The organism is Niallia alba (assembly GCF_012933555.1).
Lineage (GTDB): Bacteria > Bacillota > Bacilli > Bacillales > Cytobacillaceae > Niallia > Niallia alba.
Window position 1 is genome coordinate 1,434,765 of record NZ_JABBPK010000001.1, and the last position, 18,318, is coordinate 1,453,082.

Consider the following 18,318-nt stretch of genomic DNA (forward strand, 5'->3'; position numbering starts at 1 on the left):
GATGAAAACCATTGTTATAAAATGTGGTGGCAGTGTAATTGATCAGCTTACACCAGAATTTTTTACTAGTTTGAAAATGTTAAAGAATAATGGCTATCAACTTGTTTTCATACATGGAGGTGGTCCTGACATTAATGAAATGCTTGATCATTTTCAAGTGAAAGCGACCTTTCATAATGGACTTCGTAAAACGACGAAAGAGGCGTTGGAAATAGTTGAAATGGTCCTTTCAGGCAAAACCAATCGTAAGCTTGTTCAGTTATTAAGGGAGCATGACTTAAGCGGGATTGGACTTAATGGGACAGATGATAATTGTATTAGTGCTTCTCTGATTGATGAAGAAAAGCTTGGACTGGTAGGTGCGGTTTCTGAAGTTAATATAAGGTTAATTTCTTCTTTATTAGAGAAAAATTTAATCCCAGTAATAACTCCATTAGGAATTACAGAGGACGGTAGAAAATTAAATATAAATGCAGATTATGTAGCCTCAGCAGTTGCTAAGTATTTACACGCAGAACAATGCCTCTTTGTAACAGATGTAGCAGGGATTTTAATAAATGGCGAGTTTCAATCAGTAATGGAGCAAGAGGAAATTAATCATTTTATCGAAGTCGGGCAGATCAGTGGGGGAATGATCCCAAAGGTTACCTCTGCCATAGCTGCACTAGAAAGTGGACTAAATAGTGTAATGATTGTATCAGGGAAAAAACAGTTTTTTGATGGTCAAGAATTACTTGGAACAAGAATCGTTGTGAAAGAAGGGATTGTAGAATGAGTCATTTATTCCCCACCTATTCAAAATGGGAGCTGGAGCCAGAATCAGCAAAAGGCAGCTACTTATACTGTAAAGATGGTGGTGTGTATTTAGATTTTACTTCAGGAATAGGAGTATGTAATTTAGGTCATTGTCACCCAGAAGTAAAAGAGTCTGTTGAACAACAATTAAATAAATTTTGGCACATTTCGAATCTTTTTCCAATAGATCTGCAAGAAAAGACAGCGGAAATATTGACAAATGCATCTGGATTAGATCTTGTTTTCTTTGCAAATAGTGGTGCTGAGGCAAACGAGGCAGCAATTAAGCTTGCGCGCAAGGCAACAGGAAAAACGAAAATCCTTACATTCCACCAATCCTTTCATGGTAGAACATTTGCGACAATGTCAGCAACAGGTCAGGATAAAATTAAGCAAGGGTACGGTCCGATGCTGGATAAATTTGAGTATGTTCCATTTAATGATTTACAAGCATTAGAACAACAATTAACAGAAGAGGTAGCTGCGGTAATGCTCGAGGTAGTTCAAGGAGAAGGCGGTATATATGTTGCTTCAAAAGAGTTTCTTCAAGGAGTAGAAGTGCTTTGTAAAGAAAAGGGTGCTTTATTGTTAATTGATGAAATTCAAACGGGAATTGGTAGAACAGGAAAAGCATTTGCCTTTCAGCACTTTGGAATTAAACCAGATATTATCAGTGTGGCAAAAGGAATGGCAAACGGAATCCCAACAGGTGCTATCGTTGCAGACGGGAGATTAAAGGAATTTTTTGGTCCCGGCAGTCATGGAACAACATTTGGAGGAAATCCAATAGCCATGGCAGCAGCTACTAAAACAATGGAAATAATCTTTCAACCCACTTTCTTAGAAGAGGTACAAACGAAAAGCGAATGGATTTTTAGTCTTCTAAAGCAAAAACTGTCTGGAAATCAACTAGTAAAGGATATTCGAGGATTAGGACTAATGATCGGAATTGAATTAGATATGCCTGTAGTTTCCATTTTAGAAGAATTGAGAAAAGAAGGATTAATCGTTTTAAATGCTGGAGAAAAGGTTATACGACTATTACCAAGTCTTAATACCCCAAAGGAAGATATAGAAAGAGCAATAGCCATTTTAGAGAAAAATTTAAATATTCATGCAAAATTAACGATCTGATATGTATTTTTTTGCATGTTTGTGTATAATTATAAGAAATAAAGAGTAACTATACATTCATTATAGAGGTGTATTCAATATGGAAGGTTATCTTCACTTAAACAATGGTGTGAAATATAAAGGTGATTTTGTTACAAATGGCGTTGTCAGAGAAATAAAGGGAGAAATCGTATTTTTTACTGGAATGACTGGGTATCAGGAAGTACTAACAGACCCATCTTATAAAGATCAAATTATTGTCTTTACGTACCCGTTAATCGGAAACTATGGCATTAATAAGGAAGATTTTGAGAGTAAAAAGCCTCACGTAGCTGGTGTTATTGTTTATGAAGCGAATAGTGACGCATATCATTATCAAGCTGAATATTCATTACAAGATTATTTGAATAAATGGAATATCCCGATGTTAGGCCATGTAGATACTCGCTCCATTGTAAAAAATATTAGACAATCAGGTTCCATGCCGGCCGTTATAACGGAAGAAAAAGAAATTTCAGTCCATACATTCTCTTTAAAGGAAGATGTCAAAGTAGCGAAAGTTTCAGAAATGAAATTTCAGACGTATGGACAGGGGAAATATCATATAGTCCTTGTTGATTTTGGCAAAAAGGAAAGTATGTTAACAGCATTATTAGAGCGTGATTGTAAAGTAACAGTCGTTCCATATGATACAGAATTTACACGTATTAAATCACTGCAGCCTGATGGCATTCTTTTATCAAATGGGCCTGGGGATCCAAAGGAATTAATAAGCATTCTACCAACGATTAAAGGGTTGATTAAGCATTATCCAACTCTTGGTATTTGTTTAGGACATCAACTTGCTGCATTAGCTCTAGGAGCAGAAACTACGAAACTATCATTCGGACATCGAGGAGCGAATCATCCTGTGATGGATCGCAAAAAAAAGAAGGTGATTATGTCCTCGCAGAATCATAGTTACGTAGTGAAAGAAGAAAGCTTGCTTACTACTGGCTGTGAAGCGAGATTTTATAATCTTCACGATGGTTCGGTTGAGGGACTATCTCACAGCATTTATCCATTACAAACTGTACAGTTCCATCCAGAAGCAAATCCAGGCCCTTCAGAAGGGTGTTATATATTTGATGAATTTATAGAAAATGTTAAAGCAAATAATGGGAGAGTTTTTGCATATGCCTAAAGACACGACGATAAAAACCATACTTGTAATAGGATCTGGACCAATTGTGATTGGTCAGGCAGCAGAATTTGATTATGCTGGCACACAAGCATGCATGGCTTTGAAAGAAGAAGGATATAAAGTCATTCTTGTTAATAATAATCCAGCTACGATTATGACAGATGAAACCTTTGCTGATTCAATCTATTTTGAACCGTTAACAGTAGATGTTCTCGAAATGATTATTCAAAAAGAAAAACCAGATGGAATTCTTGCTACTTTAGGGGGGCAAACGGGATTAAATCTAGCATTTCAATTGAGTGAACAAGGCATTTTAGAAAAGTATCAAGTGAAATTGCTAGGAAGCTCTATTGAATCTATCAAAAAGGGAGAAGATAGAGAAGCATTTAGAGAATTAATGTATCAATTAAATGAACCTGTACCAGAAAGCAAAGTTGTGCATGAAGTCGAAGAAGCTGTAGACTTCGCAAATGAAATTGGTTTTCCTATCATTGTGAGACCTGCATATACCTTAGGCGGAACTGGTGGCGGTATTGCTGGGGACATGGAAGATTTCATTAGTCTTGTATCTGGCGGCTTGAAAGAGAGTGCAATTGGTCAATGCCTAGTGGAAAGAAGTATTGCTGGCTTTAAGGAAGTAGAATATGAGGTAATGCGTGACAGTATGAATACATGTATTACCATTTGCAATATGGAAAACATCGATCCAGTCGGAATTCATACTGGAGACAGCATTGTTATTGCTCCATCGCAAACATTGACAGATGTAGAATATCAGATGCTGCGTTCTGCTTCTATTAAAATCATTTCTGCTTTAGGAATAATTGGCGGATGCAATATCCAATTTGCATTAGATCCGAACAGTAAGAAATATTATTTAATTGAAGTAAATCCACGAGTAAGTAGATCTTCTGCTCTAGCATCAAAGGCAACTGGCTATCCAATTGCGAGAATGGCGGCCAAATTAGCAGTGGGTTATAATCTCAATGAATTGATAAATCCGGTAACTGGAGATACATTTGCAAGCTTTGAACCTGCATTAGATTATGTCGTAGTAAAAATTCCGAAGTGGCCATTTGATAAGTTTCCAGCTGTCTCAAGAAAACTCGGCACGCAAATGAAGGCAACAGGAGAAGTCATGGGGATAGATCGCAATATGGAGCGGGCTTTATTAAAAGCAATTCGTTCTCTTGAGATAAAAGGAAGTGATTTAACACTCCCAGGGTTAAAGGATATGACAGTTGAAGCGTTATATGAAAAAATGCTTGAACAAACGGATGAAAGATTCTTTGTAATATTAGAATTAATTAGAAAAGAAGAGACTGTTGCAAAAATCCATGATTTAACAAAAATTGATTTATTCTTCCTGAATAGTTTTAAAAGACTAATAGGTATGGAAATAGAAATAATCGATTGTTCACTTCAAACAGTGACGAAAGAAAATCTACTGAAATGGAAAGAAAAAGGATTTAGTGATGCCTTCTTAGCTAGTGCCTGGAATAGCTCAGAAAAGGATGTTCGTGAAAAGCGAAAACAATTAGAAGTGCTTCCGATTTACAAAATGGTTGATACTTGTGCAGCCGAATTTGAAGCAAAAACTAATTACTATTATTCCAGTTTCTATGGAGAAAATGAGCAAAATAAAAGCAATAAACGAAAAGTACTTGTTATTGGTAGTGGACCAATTAGAATTGGGCAAGGAATAGAGTTTGATTATTGCTCGGTTCATGGCGTTTTTGCATTAAAAGAAGAAGGAATTGAAACCATCATTATTAATAATAATCCAGAGACTGTTAGTACGGATTTTGCAACAGCAGATCGTTTATATTTTGAACCATTAACAGTAGAAGATATTATGAATGTCATTGAATCGGAAGGTATAGAGGACGTAATTGTCCAATTAGGTGGTCAAACCGCCCTTAACGTCGCAAAAGAGCTAGAAGCCTATGGAGTTCATATTCTTGGAACAAATAGCAAGACGATTGATGTTTTAGAAGATAGAGATTTATTTTATAAGCTATTGGAGGAAGAAGATATTCCTCATATCCAAGGAGATATCGCAGAAAATGAGCAGCAGATCGTTGAATCAGTAAAGAAACTAGGCTATCCGGTTCTAATACGTCCATCCTATGTTATTGGCGGTAAAGGAATGGAACGCATAAACGATGAAGAAGCTTTACAATTCTACTTGCAAACAGATGTACCATATCCAGTGCTCGTCGATCAGTTTATGGAAGCTTCTGAAGCGGAATTGGATTTAGCTGCAGATGGAATGGATATTTGTGTTCCTACTATTATGGAGCATATCGAGAAAACAGGAGTACACTCAGGGGACAGTTTATCTTTATTACCTGCTAAAAACTTATCATTAAATGTAAAAGCAAAGATGATAGAGTACGCTCAAAAAATTGTGCGGCATACAGGCTATAAAGGATTAATGAACATCCAATATATCATAAATAAGGAAGATGTTTATGTACTGGAAGTAAACCCTCGTGCTAGTCGAACTGTACCGATTGTAAGTAAGGTGACTGGGGTATCATTAGTGCAAATTGCGACAAAAATATTGCTTGGGAAATATACGTTCACAGAAGAAGAAAAAGTATTTACTGACGAAATAGCATTCACTTGTATTAAATATCCTGTTTATTCAAATTATGCTTTAAAGGGCTTAGATTCTAAATTGGGGCCAGAAATGCGTTCAACTGGAGAGGGAATTGCGCTGGCAGATACGGTGGAAGAAGCCTTGAAAAAAGTATTTCATCCAACTTTAAAGAAAGTGTCAAAACAGGAGATGAAAATTGTCGTTAAAACGACAGAAGATGTAGTGGATATTTGTAAAAAGGCTGAACTAGTCCATTTATCAGTTGAAATGGCTGATAATAAGACAGTTGAATCGTTATTAGCAGATAAGGGAACGATTGCCTTTTACAATCCAACAAATTTACAAGAAGATAAACAATCTCGTGAATTAGCAACTAGAAATCGAATTATTACTTTTACACAAAAAGAAAGTTTAGAGGCATTTATTTCATCCTTTAAAGGGAAGGAATTAACCGTTCATTCGATTCAGGAATGGCATGAACATATAAGAAAAGGAGTGAGTACTGTATGATGATTGCATCAGACCTAAATTTAAAGGGAAAAGATTTACTAACATTAGCAGATTATTCAAAGGAAACGATTCTTGAATTAATCAATAAGGCAAAAACGATGAAGGAAGCACACTTAAAGGGGGACATCATTACTCCTTTAAAAGGGAAAACATTGGGAATGATTTTTGAGAAATCATCTACGAGAACAAGAGTGTCCTTTGAAGCAGGAATGCTACAGTTGGGTGGTCATGCACTGTATTTAAATAGTCGTGATCTTCAAATTGGCAGAGGGGAGACAATTTCTGATACTGCAAAAGTTCTGTCCCAATATGTAGATGCGATAATGATTCGTACATTTTCTCACAACATTGTGGAAGAATTAGCAGAACATGCAACAATACCGATTATTAACGGCCTAACGGATTTATACCATCCATGTCAAGCATTAGCAGACTTACTTACTTTATTAGAAGTGAAAGGAACTTTACAAGGTCTTAAGCTTGCATATATAGGAGATGGAAATAATGTTGCTCATTCCTTGCTAATAGCATGCTCAAAAGTAGGAATAGATATTTCCATAGCGACACCAAAAAACTACGAAGTGGATGCAAAGGTGGCAGAATTAGCATCTGCTTTTGCTAAAGCAAGTGGAAGTAAGATTATTTTAACAAATAATCCTGTAGAGGCTGTTCAACAGGCAGATGCAATTTATTCAGATGTTTGGACCAGCATGGGTCAGGAAGAAGAAAATGAACAGCGCTTAAAGGATTTTCAAGGCTTTCAAATTAATACAGAATTAGTAAAGCATGCAAAAGCTGATTATATATTTTTACATTGTTTACCAGCACATCGTGAAGAAGAAGTAACAACAGAAATTATCGATGGCGGTCATTCCTATGTCTTCCAGCAGGCAGGCAATAGATTGCATGCACAAAAGGCATTACTGGTTGAGATTTTAAAATGATTAGTAAATAAATCCCTCAGGACTATTAACAATGGAAGTGATTGTTAATAGTACTTTTTTGTTTTGGCTGTTTTCGTAAAGTTTGTTGCGATTACCCGCAGCCAGAATACACTTCGTTGAGCTCCTCAGCTTCGCCTCCGGGGTCTCAGACCGTCTCGCTAATCCAACAGGAGTCTACGTGTATTCCGGCTGCTCCATTTTTCCAACTAATTGTTTTTTCCTATTGAAAAAACAACAATCCTTTAGAAAACAGCCTTTGTTTTTTACAAACCAGCGATTATACAATCCAGATATGTAAAGGGCAGTAAGACCCAACCAACCCAACCCGCGAGGAAGCTAGGTATTTGTAAAGGTTTGATAAGTGCACACCCAATCATGGAAGTATTCTTTATAGCATGCTCTAATAAATAAAAAGTATTTACTTCTACCAGTCATTATTTTCCGTAATGTTCAATCAAAAAAAGGCAATACTAATAAGCAGTTAAGTAAGACGATTTTTGCTTCGTGTTTACTTAGCTTTCGATTTGGTAATAGATAAAGGAGGAGTTTATTTTGGGTCAAAATAGACAGTTTCGTCCAGGGCAAAAGGCACCAAACAATGGTTTATATATAGAAATTGGTGAAACCGGAAGTAACGTAAATAATCCTCAAAAATTAAAAATGAAAGCCGGAGATCGCTTTCCAGAAACGTCCAATCACAATAGATTATGGTCGTATCAAAGAAAACCTTAAGAATGTATTTTTAAGGTTTAAAATGAAGTTTAATTTTCTTGAGTTGTTTCTTGCTGCAAGCATTTTGACTCCTAGAGGAGATAAAGGAAAGTGGGAGATCTAATATAATAGGCTTAGCTAAGAGGCTCCCATTTCTCTCGGGAGATCTTGTTAACACATTGGAAGATCGAGGAAGCAAGGTGTTGAAAAAGGTCCGATAAGTGCAACTAACCATCAGGTTTTAATTAAAATTATTTAAAGATGAGGATGGGACATAACTAAATAGATACTCTGTAAAGACGAACAATTTCTAATATAGCTAGTAAATAGCGGCTGCTTTCGCACACTTTTTACAAGAGGAAATATAATTAGTAGGAAAAACAGAGCAGCCGGAATACACGAAGACTCCTATGGGATTAGCGAGACAGTCTGAGACCCTGCAGGCCACAGGCCGAAGCGGCTCAGCGCGAGCCCCATGGAAAGCGAAGTGTATTCCGGCTGCGGGGAATCGCACCAAACTTCATGGAAACATCCTTTGAAAAACAAATAAAAGCCCGAACAATTATACGGAACATTCATTAGCATCTTCGTATAATTGTTCGGAATTATCCTTGGCTGGAATACTTATGTCCCAGCCTCTTTACATATGGATAAATTATACTATAATAAAAACAAAGGTCAAAAAAGGTCAAAAAGGAGTCTGGTAAAATGAATGTAGAGCAGATGACAGAAAGAGTCCAATTAGCAATAACAGAAGCGCAATCCCTTGCAATAAAAGAAAGTCATCAAGAAATAGATGATATTCATTTGTTTTTGGCTATTCTTCATCAACAGGATAATTTATTGACTACCATTTTAAATAAGCTACAAAAAGATCCAAATAGGGTTATTGATAAATTAACAGAAGAATTGAAGAAAAAGCCACAAGTTTCGTTAAGTGGTGCTCAACAAGGAACAGTATATATAACAGCTGGTTTGCAGCAACTTCTAACGAGAGCAGAAGAAGAGATGGCTGAATGGGAAGATGAATACTTATCCGTAGAGCATCTCATTCTTGCAACATATAAAGTAGCACAGTCTAAGGTAGGAAGTATATTAAAAGAAGATATTCCATTAACAGAAATGAAAAGAGCAGTAAAAGAGATAAGGGGGACACAAAAGGTGACAAGCAAAAATCCCGAAGCGACATATGAAGTACTTAGTAAATATGGTCGAGACTTAGTGGAAGAAGTAAAATTGGGAAAACTGGACCCAGTAATTGGTCGTGATAATGAAATCCGGAATGTAATCCGAATCTTATCAAGAAAGACTAAAAATAATCCAGTATTAATTGGAGAACCTGGAGTAGGTAAAACAGCAATTGTAGAAGGCTTAGCCCAAAGAATCGTTCGAAAAGATGTGCCAGAAGGCTTAAAGGATAAAACTATTTTTTCTTTAGATATGGGTGCATTGGTGGCAGGAGCTAAATTTAGAGGGGAATTTGAAGAACGTTTAAAGGCGGTTTTACAAGAAGTTAAAAATAGCAATGGACGCATCATCTTGTTTATTGATGAATTGCATACAATTGTGGGGGCAGGAAAAACAGACGGTGCAATGGATGCAGGAAATATGCTTAAGCCCATGCTAGCAAGAGGAGAGCTCCATTGTATTGGTGCTACAACATTAGATGAGCATCGCCAGTATATTGAAAAGGATCCAGCACTTGAGCGTCGTTTTCAGCAGGTGCTTGTTTCGGAGCCGACTGTAGAAGATACGATAGCAATCTTAAGAGGGTTAAAAGAAAGATTTGAAATTCATCATGGCGTGAATATTCAAGATCGTTCGATTATTGCAGCAGCAACTTTATCGGATCGGTATATAACAGAACGCTTTTTGCCAGATAAAGCGATTGATTTAATAGATGAGGCTTGTGCGATGATTCGTACAGAGATAGACTCCATGCCTATTGAAATTGATGAACTTACCAGAAAAATTATGCAGCTAGAAATTGAAGAGGCTGCCTTACATGGGGAAGAAGATTTACAAAGTAAAGAGAGACTAGCTGTTATTGCAAAGGAACTAGCTAATTTAAGAGAACGTTCTAATGCCTTAAAAGCAAAATGGCAACAGGAAAAGGATGCTTTGCAATCCATACATGAGAAAAAAGAACAACTCGAACGGAAAAAGAGAGAGCTAGAGGATGCAGAAAATAATTATGATTTGAATAAAGCAGCCGAGTTAAGACATGGAAGTATCCCAAAATTAGAAAAAGAAATTAAAGAAATGGAAGAAAAGGCAAAGCAAGAACAGGAGAATCGTCTCCTTCGTGAAGAAGTGACAGAAGAGGAAATTGCCAATATTGTTGCTAGATGGACAGGAATTCCTGTATCCAAATTAGTAGAAAAAGAACGAGAAAAACTATTACGACTAGAATCGATTCTTCAAGAAAGAGTTGTTGGCCAATCAGAGGCTGTCCAGTTAGTTAGTGATGCTGTGCTAAGAGCAAGAGCGGGAATAAAAGATCCGAATAGACCAATTGGCTCCTTTTTATTTCTAGGCCCTACTGGTGTTGGAAAAACAGAACTTGCAAAAACATTAGCAGCAACGCTTTTTGATAGTGAAGAGCAAATGATCCGTATCGATATGTCTGAGTATATGGAAAAGCATGCTGTGTCTCGTTTAATCGGCGCTCCTCCAGGATATATAGGATATGAAGAAGGAGGACAATTGACAGAGGCAATCAGAAGAAAACCATATTCTGTTGTCCTATTAGATGAAGTGGAGAAAGCTCATCCGGAAGTATTCAATATTTTACTTCAAGTTCTTGATGATGGCAGAATTACAGATTCAAGAGGTCGAACTGTTGATTTTAAAAATACAGTTATAATCATGACGTCTAATATTGGTTCCCATTTATTATTAGAAACGGGAGAGGCAGAGGAAATACCAGAAGAAATAAGAGAGGGAGTCATGAATCAATTAAATGGTCATTTTAGACCAGAATTTTTAAATAGAATCGATGAAGTGATCTTATTTAAACCTTTATCTTTAGAAAATATTAAAGATATTGTTTCAAAGCTTGTTGTTCAATTACAAGCGCGGCTTACTGATCAGCATATCACCATAGAAATGACAGAAAAAGCGAAAGAATTTGTTGCAAGAAATGGCTTTGATCCAAAATTTGGCGCAAGACCACTTAGAAGGTTTTTACAGAAAACAATAGAAACACTGCTAGCAAAAGAGATAATTGCTGGTAAAATAAAAGAAATTGATCATGTTCAAATTGATGAAGAAAATGCACATATTATTTTAAGACATATGTAGTAACTTAACCTTAATAAGGACCTGAATACAGTTAGACAATATAGTATTCAGGTTTTTTTATTTAAGATCATCACTTACAAGAAAAAAGGTGATTAAGTAATATATACAAAATAGAGGAATTCTTCCACTATTTTTGCATATTATTTAATCACCATTTACTACAATATTCATGTTTTAGTGAGAACCTTCTTCATGAGTAGGTTCATCTGGAATAATTGCTGATAAAATGAAAACTAATACTGAAAAGACAGCTGTTAGGATTAGCCCCATTGAAAAACTAAAAGGAACCCCATTCATTGAACCAACAACATAAACTAACATTTGAGCAAGTAAAAATGTCCAAAAAATTGTCATTATGTAACGCAACCGAATTCACCTCTTTATAGCTTGCTTATCATAATCATCTTACCACATTGTAGATAAATAATAAATGTGATTAATGTAGCTTTCTTAATTTCTTCACTTTTTATGTATTAATAGTATGCACGCATAGGCTATTCAGTCATTCTTCTGGTGAAAAAAATTGATTCGATTTTTTCAGCATTTAGTCATGTAACTCCGCATTTCTTCTTTAAATATAGGCAAACTCCCTTACGTTTTAATAAAAGAGACATACATTATTAAAAGGAAAATGCTAAAAAGGAGTTTTTAAGATGGAGAACCGGAACTTCCAGCTAGATACCGAATGGAACATGATACATTATCCTCATCGACCTAATGGTTTCGGTATCTTAATAATTGGAGACGAAAGAAATTTTGTAACAGACACAAATAGTTTTTGGAATCAAAATGAAGGAAAACGTAACTTAATTGAATCGTTACGGGATAATGGATATACGATTTTTTATTCCAATCTTTATGGAAAGAACTGGGGAAGTGAAAAAGCCTTACAATTGGCTAGAAGATTATATGAACATATTATTCGAACAGAAATATTGAACCAAAGAATTCATATTATTGCTGAAGGCATGGGAGCACTGACAGCGATTCGATTGATGATGGAGATGAAAGATAATATACGCTCTGTTGTTTTGTTAAACCCGATTTTATCTTTGAAAGAACATTTAGAAAGAGAGAAAGAGCATAAGTTTTTTATAAAAAAATTAACCAATGAAATAAGTATTGCTTTTAATACAAATAAGCATGAATTATTCGAGCTAGTAAAGGAGAAAAAGGAGTATCAATTAGAGGAGACTGACATACCAACAAAAATTATTCAAATTTTGCATAATGGTAGATCCTATTATCAATCACATGGTTTAAAAAAAGCTTCTGTTATTTGGGAAGAAAAAAATCTGCCTATTTTCGTTTCCTATGTTTTACCAGAAAAACGGAGTGCCATTCCGAAACAAATTGCCTCGTTTTTTAAGAAGTATGAAAAAACATTATGAAAAAAATGATGTTGTTCTAATAGCATTTGCTAAAAGAACAGCATCATTTTTTTCCGTTCTTAATGGTCAGTAAGGCCAAACCGTAAACTGCTGATAATCTAGGAAGTTAGGTGTTGAAACTCATCCGCAAAGGTTCGGTAAGTAAAATTTGTAGGAAACGCTTTTGTTAAGCTGCGAAATATTTGTCTTTTCCGATGCATATGATACAGTAAGTATTTTGTATGGGAGGCTTTTTAATGAAGAAAGCTGTAATATTCGGTGCATACCATTTTCTTGGGTTTCATATATGCTCAGCGTTACTTGAAGAAGGAGAAGAAATAATTGGGATAACTTATCCTGACCTAGTAGTAGAAGACCTAGATGAGAAAAGAATGGAGATAGGTCGAAATGCAAATTTTAGTGAAAAAAGCTTGGCTGAATTTACGTCTATTCTCCAAGATACAAACATAGAAGTTTTATATTTTGATTTCTATACGCTAAAACAATTATCGAAATATGATAAGGTGAAAAATCTGTTTTCAGAGTACAGTGATAAAAAGGAATCACAAAATAAAAGGTTCGTTTTTCTAGTAAATGTTATATCCATAGAAACGGAATTAGATTTTATTACATCCATAAAAGATATTCTAAATGGTTATGCGATGCAAGTAGTATATTTACCAACACTATATGGACCCTGGCAGCCTAGTGATTTTCTATTTCAACAGGTCATTGAAGGAAAAGAGCAGAAAAATATTCAGTTAAATATCCGAGAATATACAAATGATGCAATATTTATCGAAGATGCTGTAAAGGAAGTAGTAAAACAGACAAAGAAAGGACAAAATAATGATATTCTATTAAAGAGTACGGAAATAAACCATTGGCAAAGATGCTTAGAACAATTAAAATGGGATATGCCAAAAGGATTAACGAAAGATATAAGTTTCTCCAGTTATTTACAAGAAGTGATGGTTGAAAATAAAGAAACGATAAAAGATAATTTAGAACAGCAAAAAAAGCATCATTTATTATATAGAATTTAGTAGTATTATAGGAGTAATTACCATGAAAAGTATATTAACGAACATCCGTAAATCGATTTTTAGGAGAAAGATTATTTTAATCATTCCTATAATTGCGTGTGTTCTTTTTCTTTTCCTATTCTTTTATGATTCGTCTGAGAAAAAAGGAAAGATAGACAAAGTAGGTCTCTTTGTGGCTGGAACTGTGAGTGATCAAGCATGGGGAACGCAAGGGTATAAAGGTTTATTAAATATACATACAAAGCTTGGCCTAGACGTGTTTTATAAAGAGTCAATCGACTCTTATACAGTTGCAGAAAGAGCAGTGAAGGAGTTTCAAGGGAAAGGTGTTAATTTAATTTTTGGTCATGGGGGAGACTTTGTGCAGTACTTTAATATCCTTGCAAATAAATATCCCTCCATTCACTTTGTCAGTTTAAACGGAAGAGAACTAGCAACACAAAAGAATACAAGTAACATTAGAATGGAAAATTATCCGATGGGCTTTTTTGGCGGAATGGTTGCCGGTTATATGACTAGAACAAATACGGTTGGAGTTATCGGTGCTTACGAATGGCAAGAGGAAGCCAGTGGATTTGAAGCAGGGGCTCACTATATCAATAAGGATGTAAGGGTTCTTGAAGAATTTGTCAATGATTGGGATGATCGGGAAAAAGCGATGGGTCTGTTAGATAATGAAATTAGTCAAAATGTAGACATTGTTTATCCAATTGGTGATGGCTTTCATGTAGATATCATTGAAAGAATGAAAGAAAATGGATTATATGCGATTGGATATATTTCAGATCAGTCTACAATAGGAAAATATACGGTATTAACAAGCACGATTCAAGACATACCTAAGCTGTATGGCCAGGTAGCTCAGGCGTTTGATGAGGGAAAACTGAAGTCTGGGAATCAATTATGTGGGATTAGAGATAATACCATTTTTCTAGGGGAATTTAGTCCCAATGTAGATAAAGAATTTGTAGAAATATTGCAGAAGGAGCTAAATCGGTATAAGAAAACAGGAAAGTTGCCAAATGAGAATTAAAAGAGAAGACAATAAAAAATCATTTTTTCTAAAAAAAGGCTCAGACGCTCTTTTAGAAAAAATGATTTTTATTATGCAATAAATCAAGTTTAAATTAATGACTATAAATATAAAGCGACTAATTAATACCACACTCTGCACTATTATGTGCAAATAAAGGTATTAATGTAATAAAGAATGAGTCTTATACTTAAACCATAGAAATGAAAACGCTTAATGATGAGGAGGAAAAGTTGGATGGATAATTCTTGGTTAAACCTTGAAGGAAAAGTGGCAATTGTAACAGGAGGATCTTCTGGGATTGGTTATTCCATTGCTAAAGAGTTAATTAATAATGGTGCAAAAGTAATTATCTCCGATTTAGTAGGAGAAGAGGGACCACAAGCGGACAGAGCATATCTTATTAAATGTGATGTAACTAATAAAGAAAGCGTTGAACAAATGGTTAGTAAAACAGTTGCAGAGTTTGGAAAGATTGATATTTTAGTAAATAATGCTGGGGTTAATTTACCGAGATTATTAGTAGATGTAAAGGGTGAAAAACCACAATATGAATTAAATGAAAAAGATTTTGATTTTATGGTTGCTGTTAATCAAAAAGGTCCGTACTTTTGTGCCCAAGCAGCAGCAAAGGAAATGCTGAAACATGGAAAAGGTGTAATTATCAATGTTGCTTCAGAAGCAGGACAAGAGGGATCAGCAGGTCAGAGTTGCTATTCGGCAACAAAAGGGGCATTAATTTCGTTTTCTCGAGCATGGGCTAAAGAGTTAAGTCCTTATAATATTCGCGTAGTAGCGATTGCTCCAGGAATATTAGAAAAAACAGGATTGCGAACAGATGCTTATAATGAGGCTTTAGCTTATACTCGCGGAGTGACGGTAGATGGATTATCAACTGATTATAGTAAATCAATTCCAATTGGCAGGGAAGGTAAATTACAAGAAGTTGGAGATTTAGTATCGTATCTTGCTTCGGATAAAGCTAGCTATATTACAGGAACAACCTTTAATATATCAGGCGGGAAGTCCCGTGGTTAACAAACTAATGATTCATGCATAAATCAGTTAATTCACCAGCGCTTTATGATATATTTAGTAAATTGAATATAAGCATTGTGCATATATGAGCAATACGATATAAGGGTGTGTAATGGAATGACTGATTTAAATACAAGTAATCGGATAAGGCAAATATTCGAATTAACAACTAAGAAAATGTACTGTCCTTTGGATTATCTTGCCCAGCAAATGGGGGTAAGTACAAGAACAGTTCGACTGGTAATTAATCAATTTAATAAAGAATTACAAGGAATAGCAGAATTGATTAATGAAAGAGGGAAAGGGTTTTGTTTAAAAATCAATGATCAGCAAAAACTTAACAAGGTTATAGAAAACCTTAATGTATATTCGCACAAGGTTGATTCACCACAAAAAAGAATTGCCACTGTTATAAATATGTTATTGAATGATGACGGAATAATAACAATGGATGAAATGGCTTTTCAGTTAAACGTCGGAAGAACAACACTAGTGAATGAATTAAAAAAAGCCTCAGTAGCTCTAGAAACGTATAATCTTGCCATTAAAGGAAAACAGAACAAGGGGATGTACTTAAAGGGAAGAGAAATTGATTTGCGATTTTTTATATTGGATAATTTATTTTCCTATCTTTTTACCGAAGATCCGTTGGATGAGGATATTAAAGAGGAAATTATAAACATCGCTAATCATTACGACTTTGAGATAAGTACGAGAGATAGGTTACTTCATTCCATTATCATTATGCTTGATCGTCTTTTAAAAGGATATTCAATAAAAGAGATGGATGATAAATACCATAGGATAGTAAATTCACCTGATTTTCATATAGCCTTAGAAATAGGCAAAGTGCTTGAACAGAAATTATCGATAAACATACCTAGAGATGAGATTGTTTTTATTGCATTGCCAATCGTCGGGAGAAGGACACCAATTAATAGTCATTCCATTGAAGGTATTACAGTGACAAAGGAAATCACGAATTTATTAGATAATAGCATCATTTATTTAGGCTTTAATTTAAATAAGGTAAAAGAAAGTGGAGATTTTTACAAGGATTTACAATATCATCTTACTTTCATGATTAACCGTCTAATGTTTAATATCCAATTAAAAAACCCTTTATTAGATGATATCAAAGAAAAGTATCCTTTGGCATATCAAATGTCAGAAATAGTTGGAGAAAGAATTTTCAAAGAATATGGAATGAAAGTTTCAGAAGAAGAACTAGGATATATCGCACTATATTTTGGTGTTTTCATCGAAAATAATAAGGAAAATCTTAAGAAATTGGAACAGGTAGTTATTGTTTGCGGAACAGGTAGAGGGACAGCAAAAATTGTAGCAATGCAGCTGAAGAAAATACTCGACCCTCATACTAAAATAGATATTTTTTCTGAAAATGAAGTAAGTAAGAATACATTAGATAAGTACGATATTGTCTTTTCGACAGTTAATATACCTTATGCCATTCAAACGCCGTTAGTAATCATTAATGAAATCTTTGATGAGAAAAAGGTTCTCAAACAAATTGAACGTATTAGTTACTTAGATAAATTTAAGATAAATGAAAATAGTAGTACAAGTTTCCAATCTGTTATTAAACTACTACTAAATAAACAGAAATTCTTTATTTTGGATAAGTCGTTAAGTTATTCAGAAAATTTAAATCGAATGGTTGATCAACTCGTTTTAAATGGTTACGTCGATGATGGCTTCAAACAGCGCTTGCAAATAAGAGAAGAAAAAGGTTCGATGATATTTGATAAATATATTGCACTTCCACATACCATCAATTATCAGTCAGACAAAATAGAGCTAGCAATAGGTATTTTTCCAGAAACAGTCTGGCAGGATAATTATGCATTAAAGATAGTATTTTTATTAGCTCTACCTGAGAATACAGAATATGATGCTAGTTTATTAGTGAAAATTTATGATGAAATTATTAATATATCTTCTAATACTAATTTGGTGAATAAGATGGTTTATGTTGAAAACTATGAAGATTTATGTCTTTATCTTGAAGATGGCGTTAAAAAAGATAGTTAGGAAGTGAAAGAATGGAACTAATTATTTTGATGCTTTTAATAGCAGGAGCATTTGTTATTCAAATGGGGTTAGGATTTTTACAGATTAAACATTTTACAAAGGGCTATTCGGAACTAAGAAGAATGGGGAAAGTAGCTATTGGCAAGAAACCTGGTCGAATTAAAGCGGGGACAATCGTCTTATTTGCAATCAACAATAATGGAAGAATCCTTGCCGCAAAAAAAATGCAAGGAGTAACTGTCATGGCGAAGTTTCGTGATTTGCCAGGTTTTCTTGATAAAAATATTAGAAATTTAAAAGAAGAAGATTTAAAGCATTGCAACAAATTATTAAGGGATGCAATTTTAGATGCTTCCAATAATTATAAAATTATTATGAGTGGCGGCGTAGTGCCGGAAAAAGATAGTTTCTTTAAAAGAATGATGATACGTGCAGAAAATGCAGTTTCATTTAAAAAATAGGCTGTTTTCGTAAAGTTTGTTGCTATGACCTGCAGCCTGAATACACTCCGCTTTCCGTGGGGCTCGCGCTGAGCCGCGGTCTGCCTTTGGCCTGCAGGGTCTCAGGTTGTCTCGCTAATCCCACAGGAGTCTACGTGTATTCAGGCTGCTCAGA

General features: G+C 34.9%; 14 protein-coding genes. 13 read left to right on the forward strand and 1 reads right to left on the reverse strand.

Annotated elements, in window-relative coordinates:
* Position 1 precedes the first annotated feature (1 nt).
* The 7 genes from argB (at position 2) to clpB (ending at position 11,164) form a co-directional block, all read left to right on the forward strand.
* Positions 2-775 (forward strand): acetylglutamate kinase, encoded by a 774-nt coding sequence (gene argB, locus HHU08_RS07090; protein ID WP_169188117.1) that lies wholly within the window; start codon positions 2-4, stop codon positions 773-775.
* Positions 772-1,929 (forward strand): acetylornithine transaminase, encoded by a 1,158-nt coding sequence (locus HHU08_RS07095; protein ID WP_016204625.1) that lies wholly within the window; start codon positions 772-774, stop codon positions 1,927-1,929. The genes argB and HHU08_RS07095 overlap by 4 nt, the downstream gene beginning before the upstream one ends.
* Positions 1,930-2,008: 79 nt before the next feature.
* Positions 2,009-3,091: a carbamoyl phosphate synthase small subunit gene (locus tag HHU08_RS07100; protein ID WP_169188118.1), complete on the forward strand. Its 1,083-nt coding sequence runs from the start codon at positions 2,009-2,011 to the stop codon at positions 3,089-3,091.
* On the forward strand, positions 3,084-6,206 hold the full coding sequence (locus HHU08_RS07105) for a carbamoyl phosphate synthase large subunit (protein WP_169188119.1): 3,123 nt from the start codon (positions 3,084-3,086) through the stop codon (positions 6,204-6,206). Before HHU08_RS07100 ends, HHU08_RS07105 begins: the two co-directional genes overlap by 8 nt.
* On the forward strand, positions 6,203-7,150 hold the full coding sequence (gene argF / locus HHU08_RS07110) for an ornithine carbamoyltransferase (RefSeq protein WP_016204628.1): 948 nt from the start codon (positions 6,203-6,205) through the stop codon (positions 7,148-7,150). The genes HHU08_RS07105 and argF overlap by 4 nt, the downstream gene beginning before the upstream one ends.
* Before the next feature lie 552 nt (positions 7,151-7,702).
* Positions 7,703-7,882 carry a YjzC family protein gene (locus HHU08_RS07115; protein WP_016204629.1) on the forward strand — a complete coding sequence of 60 codons (180 nt, stop codon included), beginning with the start codon at positions 7,703-7,705 and terminating at the stop codon, positions 7,880-7,882.
* A 687-nt stretch (positions 7,883-8,569) separates the two neighbouring features.
* On the forward strand, positions 8,570-11,164 hold the full coding sequence (clpB, locus tag HHU08_RS07120; RefSeq protein ID WP_169188120.1) for an ATP-dependent chaperone ClpB: 2,595 nt from the start codon (positions 8,570-8,572) through the stop codon (positions 11,162-11,164).
* Positions 11,165-11,338: 174 nt separating this feature from the next.
* Here the strand turns inward: clpB and HHU08_RS07125 are convergent, their stop codons facing one another.
* Entirely contained in the window at positions 11,339-11,530 is a 192-nt protein-coding gene (locus HHU08_RS07125; protein ID WP_040344147.1) for a YjzD family protein, read from the reverse strand.
* 287 nt (positions 11,531-11,817) lie between these two features.
* Between HHU08_RS07125 and HHU08_RS07130 the strand changes: the two genes are divergently transcribed.
* From HHU08_RS07130 to HHU08_RS07155, 6 genes are all read left to right on the forward strand, one after another.
* Positions 11,818-12,555 carry a lipase family protein gene (locus tag HHU08_RS07130; protein WP_016204632.1) on the forward strand — a complete coding sequence of 246 codons (738 nt, stop codon included), beginning with the start codon at positions 11,818-11,820 and terminating at the stop codon, positions 12,553-12,555.
* Positions 12,556-12,791: 236 nt separating this feature from the next.
* Positions 12,792-13,580: a Rossmann-fold NAD(P)-binding domain-containing protein gene (locus tag HHU08_RS07135; protein WP_016204633.1), complete on the forward strand. Its 789-nt coding sequence runs from the start codon at positions 12,792-12,794 to the stop codon at positions 13,578-13,580.
* Positions 13,581-13,602: 22 nt separating this feature from the next.
* The gene (locus tag HHU08_RS07140; protein ID WP_169188121.1) at positions 13,603-14,613 is read left to right on the forward strand and encodes a BMP family ABC transporter substrate-binding protein; all 1,011 of its coding nucleotides are present in this window, start codon (positions 13,603-13,605) and stop codon (positions 14,611-14,613) included.
* Between the two features lie 237 nt (positions 14,614-14,850).
* On the forward strand, positions 14,851-15,651 hold the full coding sequence (locus tag HHU08_RS07145; protein ID WP_169188122.1) for an SDR family oxidoreductase: 801 nt from the start codon (positions 14,851-14,853) through the stop codon (positions 15,649-15,651).
* Positions 15,652-15,768: 117 nt separating this feature from the next.
* Positions 15,769-17,703 (forward strand): BglG family transcription antiterminator, encoded by a 1,935-nt coding sequence (locus HHU08_RS07150; RefSeq protein WP_169188123.1) that lies wholly within the window; start codon positions 15,769-15,771, stop codon positions 17,701-17,703.
* Positions 17,704-17,714: 11 nt separating this feature from the next.
* Positions 17,715-18,164, forward strand: a complete 450-nt coding sequence (locus HHU08_RS07155) for a transcriptional regulator GutM (protein ID WP_169188124.1) — start codon at positions 17,715-17,717, stop codon at positions 18,162-18,164.
* Positions 18,165-18,318 lie beyond the last annotated feature (154 nt).